This is a genomic window from Rhizomicrobium sp. (assembly GCF_056722145.1).
In genome coordinates, this window is sequence record NZ_JBWZET010000169.1 from 1 (window position 1) to 4682 (window position 4682).

Below are 4682 nucleotides of genomic sequence, written 5' to 3' on the forward strand. Positions count from 1 at the left end.
GGTCAGGGCATCGGGATGCACCGTGCCGGCATGGCCGTAATGGTCGCGCGAAAACTGCACCTGGGCGGCGTTGACGGTGGTGAAGAAGTCGGATTTCACCGTCTTCATCGCCGCGACCTCGGCGAGATCGGCTTCGGTCATCAGGCTGGCGGAGAGGGACAGCGTCCAGCTCACCAGCGAAATGTCGAAGCCGGCGTTGAACACGATCGCGGCGGCTTCGGGATCGACATAGAAATTGTACTCGGCGGCCGGGGTGACGTTGCCGATGCCGTTGTCGGTGCCGCCCATGATCCACAGATGCTTCAGGGCTCCGGCGATGCGCGGCTCCATGGTGGCGGCGACCGCGATGTTGGTCAGCGGCGCCTGGGCGATCAGGCTGATCTCGCCGGGATTGGCCATGATGAGTTCGATCATGGCATCCACCGCATGGCGCGGTTCCGGGCGCTGCACGGTGGGCGCGAAGTGGGCGCCGCTCATGCCGTCGGGCCCGAACACGTAGGCGGCGTTGACGTGCTCACGCAGCAGCGGCTTGGGACAGCCGGGATAGACCGGCACCTGGCCGCCAAGGCCGGCGATCTCCAGCGTTTTCAGGGCGTTTTCGATCTGCTGCGGGAAAGCGATGTTGCCATTGCAGATCGTCACCGCTTCGAGCGTGACGTCCGGCTGCGCCGCCGCCACCAGGATGGAAAAGCAGTCGTCGCCGGCTGTGTCGGTATCGATGATGAGCCGCATGGGTCCGCCGCCAGAAATCGCACCGACCCTGCCGCACGGGTTCGCCCAAGGCAACTGCGGCAGATCAGTTCGCCCGCATTTTCCCGGTCAGCTTCATGACGTAGCCGATGACCTGGGCGACGGCCTTGAAGTGTTCGACCGGAATCGCCTCGTCGACTTCCACGGTGGCGTAGAGGGCGCGGGCGAGCGGCGGGTTTTCCACCACCGGTACGTTATGCTCCTTGGCTTTCTCGCGGATGCGCAAGGCCAGCGCATCGACGCCTTTGGCGACGCAGACCGGCGCCATGGTCTTGCCGGATTCGTATTTCAGCGCGACGGCGTAGTGGGTCGGGTTGGTGATGACGACCGTCGCCTTCGGCACTTCGGCGATCATGCGTTTCTTGGCGCGCTCCATGCGGATCTGACGGATGCGGCCCTTGACCATCGGATCGCCTTCGGTCTGGCGGTACTCCTCCTTGACCTCCTGCTTACTCATCCGGTTGCGCTTGATGAACTGGAAGTGCTGCATCAGGTAGTCGCCCAGCGCGATCACCGCCATTGCCGCCAGCGTCGCCGCCATCAGCTTGAACCACAGGTGATTCATGTCGGAGGCGATCGCGACCGGCGATTGCGTCAGCATCGATTCCAGCGTGCCGCGCTCGGGCCACAGCTGGGTCCAGATGGCGGCGCCGACGATGGCGATCTTGATCAGGCCCTTGACCATGGTCATCAGGCCTTCGATGCCGAACATGCGCTTGAAGCCGTTCATCGGCGACAGCTTCGACAGGTTCGGCTTGATCTTCTCGAAACTGAGCGTCGGACGGTGCTGGATGACATTGGCGGCGACGCCCGACACCATCATCAGTCCCAGCATCGGGCCGATGATGACGCCGAGCTTCATCATCAGGTGGCCCATCAGCCCCTGCAGTGTGCCGGGATCGATGCTGATCTGGTCGGGGTTGGCGAGGAAGGCGCGGAACAGCCCGGTTAATTCCTGCGAGGCCGACTTGGCGAAGATCGCCACCGCCAGGGTGCCGCCGAGCAGCAGGATGAAGGTGGTGACTTCCTGACTCGAAACGATGTCGCCCTGTTCGCGCGCCTGTTCGAGCCGGCGTTGCGACGGTTCTTCGGTCTGCTGGGATTCGTCGCGATCGTCAGCCATGGCTTGCCCCTAGAGGAACGTCCCCATCTGGGCGCCGTAAAAATTGAGGAACAAGGTCATCATGGTGCCGATCAGCAGCGTCAGGACGACGAAGCCGACCATGACGTTGAGCGGGGTGACGATGAAGAACACCTGCAATTGCGGCATCATCCGCGCCAGGATGCCGAAGCCGGCATTGATGGCGAAGCCGAACACGATGAAGGGGGCGGCAAGCTGGAAGCCGAGGCTGAATGCACCCGAAACGATGCGGATCGCCATTTCGGCCATATCGCCGGTCGGCAGCGAGGTTCCCGGCGGGATCAGGTGATAGGAGCCGGCGACGGCACCGATGGCGAGATGATGCAGATTGGCGCCGAAGATCATCACCACCGCCAGAATGGAGAGGAAGTTGCCGATCACCGCGCCCTGCTGGCCGTGGCTGGTGGGATCGAGCGCTTCGGCATAGGAAAGGCCGGTCTGGGCGGCGATGATGGTGCCGGCGACCGAGATCGCGCTCATGATGACGCGCGCCAGGGTGCCGACCAGGATGCCGACGGTGATTTCCTGGGCGATCAGCGCGACCAGCATGGCGGTGTTGGCGGGGGCCGTTTGCGGATAAGCGCCCGAGACGGTGGGGGCCAGCGCGACGGCAATGGCGAGGGCAACCATCAGGCGTACGCGCACGGGAACATTGGCGTCGCCGATCGGCGGCAACAGCATCACCATGGCGCCGGTGCGGGCGAATACCAGCAGATAGACGAGCACCGCTCCGGACAAGGTCGGCAGGGTGATCGTCATGACGCGCCTACTCCAGTAACGTTAATAGGCGGCGATGCGCTGCGTGATGTCGTTCCACAGTCCGCCCATGGCGGCGCCGGCGAACGGCAGCGAGATGAGCAGCACCACGAAGATGGCGATGATCTTGGGCACGAACACCAGGGTGGCTTCCTGGATCTGGGTCAACGCCTGCAACAGGCCGATGGCAAGGCCGACCACCAGCGCGGTCAGCATCGCGGGGGTGATGACTTCCAGCAGCACGTAGATCGACGACCGTGCAAAATCGATGGCTTCGGGACCGGACATACTCTCCCCGTCAAATCGGCATGTTCATGATGGACTGGTAGGCGGCGACGACCTTGTCGCGCACGGCGACCACGGTATCGAGGGTGATTTCGGCCTGGTTCACGGCGTTGACGACGTCGACGATGTCGGCCTTGCCGGAAAGGTGATTGGTGGCGGCCTGTTCGCCGGTCTTCATGGTCGAAACGGCATCCTTCATCGCATCCGTCAGGAAGTCGCCGAAGCTGCCGGCACCGGCCTGGGCGCTCGTCGCCGCCGTGGAGGCGGTGCTCGAGCCCATCGAGGCGACGGACTGGTAGGCGGCAGCGGCGGCGGCGGGAAGCACGGCCATGGTTCAGCTCACTTCTTCAAGAGGTCGACGGTGCGCGACAGCATCGCCTTGGTGGCGTCGATCACGGTCAGGTCGGCCTCGTAGGAACGCTGGGCTTCGCGCATGTCCATGATTTCGACCAGGCTGTTGACGTTGGGCAGCTTGACGTAGCCCTGCTTGTCGGCGAGCGGGTTGCCGGGATCGTATTGGGTACGGAAATCGCTGCGATCGGCGGCCGGTGTCGCGCTGCGCACCACCTCGGCGCCGAGTTCGCGGTCGAAGCTCGAGGTCATCGTGGGAATCTTGCGCCGATAGGGCTCGCCGCCCGCCGTCGAGGCGGCGGAATTGGCGTTGGCGATGTTCTCGGCGATCGTCTTCATGCGGTCCGACTGGGCCTTGAGGCCGGCGGCCGCCACTTTCATGGAAGTCGAGAAATCCATCTTCAGCTCCGTATCATTCGCGTATCAGCTGCCACGATCAACCGCCGCCCCGACCGATCGCGGTCTTCATCATCGAGATCGTCTTGGCATAGATGTTGGCCGCCGCCTGGTATTGCGCCTGGGTGTCGGCCACCTTGATCATTTCGGTTTCGAGCGACACCGAGTTGCCGCCGGCCGGAGCCGCGATATCGGGCGTGTCCTTGGTGGTGAAGGAATTGTGCGGCGCCGAAATCGCGATGTGGCGCGGATTGGTGGTGGTCAGCGTCGAGGCCGACTGGAACTGGGCCAGCGACGCATGCAGCGTGCTCGAGAAGTCCTGCGCCTTGAGGTCCTTCGGCGTGTAGCCGGGCACGTCGGCGCTGGCGACGTTCTGCGACAGCACGTCCTGGCGATGAGACAGCCAGCTCATGCGGTCTTTGAGCATCGACAGCAATGGAATGTCGCCGGTCGCCATGGCGCGCGCTTTTACCCAATCGTTACGCCAGAGAGGATGCCGCGAACAAATTAAGCCGCGATTAACACAACGGGAAAAAGCTGCCGGGCAAAAACGTCCCGGCATTAACGCCCGATTAAGCTTGATGGGCCTTTCATGCGCGCATGGATGCGCTCGACTTTGCCCGCTATTTCGCCGCCCTCTTGCTGGTTCTCGGCCTGATCGGGGCCGCCGGCCTTGCCACCCGCAAGTTCGGCCTGCCGGGCCTGGCCAAGCCCGCCGCGCTGCGCCGGATTCACATTGTGGAAACCTTGATGCTGTCGCCGCGCCAGAAGCTGGCGATCATCCGCCGCGATGATGTCGAGCATCTGGTGATGATCACCGCCACCGGCGCCAATGTGATCGAGACCGGCTTTAGCGCACCGCCGAAAGCGATCGTCGAACCGGTCGTCAAGCCCGCTGCGAAAACGGACGCCGCGCCATGATCCGCCGTCTTCTTATAATCGTTGCGGCGCTGGTCGTCGTCATGCTTCCGGGTGCGGCCCATGCCGCCAGCCATGTCGCCGC

8 protein-coding genes are annotated in these 4682 nt (G+C 63.8%); 1 reads left to right on the top strand and 7 read right to left on the bottom strand.

Going from position 1 to position 4682, the window contains the following annotated elements; translation table 11 throughout:
• The 7 genes from AC1P6P_RS09075 to flgB form a co-directional block, all read right to left on the bottom strand.
• On the bottom strand, positions 1–732 hold a 732-nt coding region (locus AC1P6P_RS09075), incomplete at its 3' end, for a nucleoside hydrolase (protein WP_481402119.1).
• 64 nt (positions 733–796) lie between these two features.
• A complete protein-coding gene (flhB, locus tag AC1P6P_RS09080) occupies positions 797–1873 on the bottom strand; it encodes a flagellar biosynthesis protein FlhB (protein WP_481402120.1) in 1077 nt (358 codons plus the stop codon).
• Positions 1874–1882: 9 nt separating this feature from the next.
• Positions 1883–2650 (bottom strand): flagellar biosynthetic protein FliR, encoded by a 768-nt coding sequence (gene fliR / locus AC1P6P_RS09085; RefSeq protein WP_481402121.1) that lies wholly within the window; start codon positions 2648–2650, stop codon positions 1883–1885.
• 21 nt (positions 2651–2671) lie between these two features.
• Complete coding sequence (locus AC1P6P_RS09090; RefSeq protein ID WP_481402122.1) at positions 2672–2935, bottom strand: flagellar biosynthetic protein FliQ; 264 nt, start codon at positions 2933–2935, stop codon at positions 2672–2674.
• Between the two features lie 10 nt (positions 2936–2945).
• Positions 2946–3263, bottom strand: a complete 318-nt coding sequence (gene fliE / locus AC1P6P_RS09095) for a flagellar hook-basal body complex protein FliE (protein WP_481402123.1) — start codon at positions 3261–3263, stop codon at positions 2946–2948.
• An 8-nt stretch (positions 3264–3271) separates the two neighbouring features.
• The gene (flgC, locus tag AC1P6P_RS09100) at positions 3272–3682 is read right to left on the bottom strand and encodes a flagellar basal body rod protein FlgC (RefSeq protein WP_481402124.1); all 411 of its coding nucleotides are present in this window, start codon (positions 3680–3682) and stop codon (positions 3272–3274) included.
• A gap of 37 nt (positions 3683–3719) precedes the next feature.
• Positions 3720–4136: a flagellar basal body rod protein FlgB gene (flgB, locus tag AC1P6P_RS09105; RefSeq protein WP_481402125.1), complete on the bottom strand. Its 417-nt coding sequence runs from the start codon at positions 4134–4136 to the stop codon at positions 3720–3722.
• Between the two features lie 143 nt (positions 4137–4279).
• Here flgB and AC1P6P_RS09110 point away from each other — a divergent pair, with 143 nt between their 5' ends.
• Positions 4280–4600 (top strand): FliO/MopB family protein, encoded by a 321-nt coding sequence (locus AC1P6P_RS09110; RefSeq protein ID WP_481402126.1) that lies wholly within the window; start codon positions 4280–4282, stop codon positions 4598–4600.
• Positions 4601–4682 lie beyond the last annotated feature (82 nt).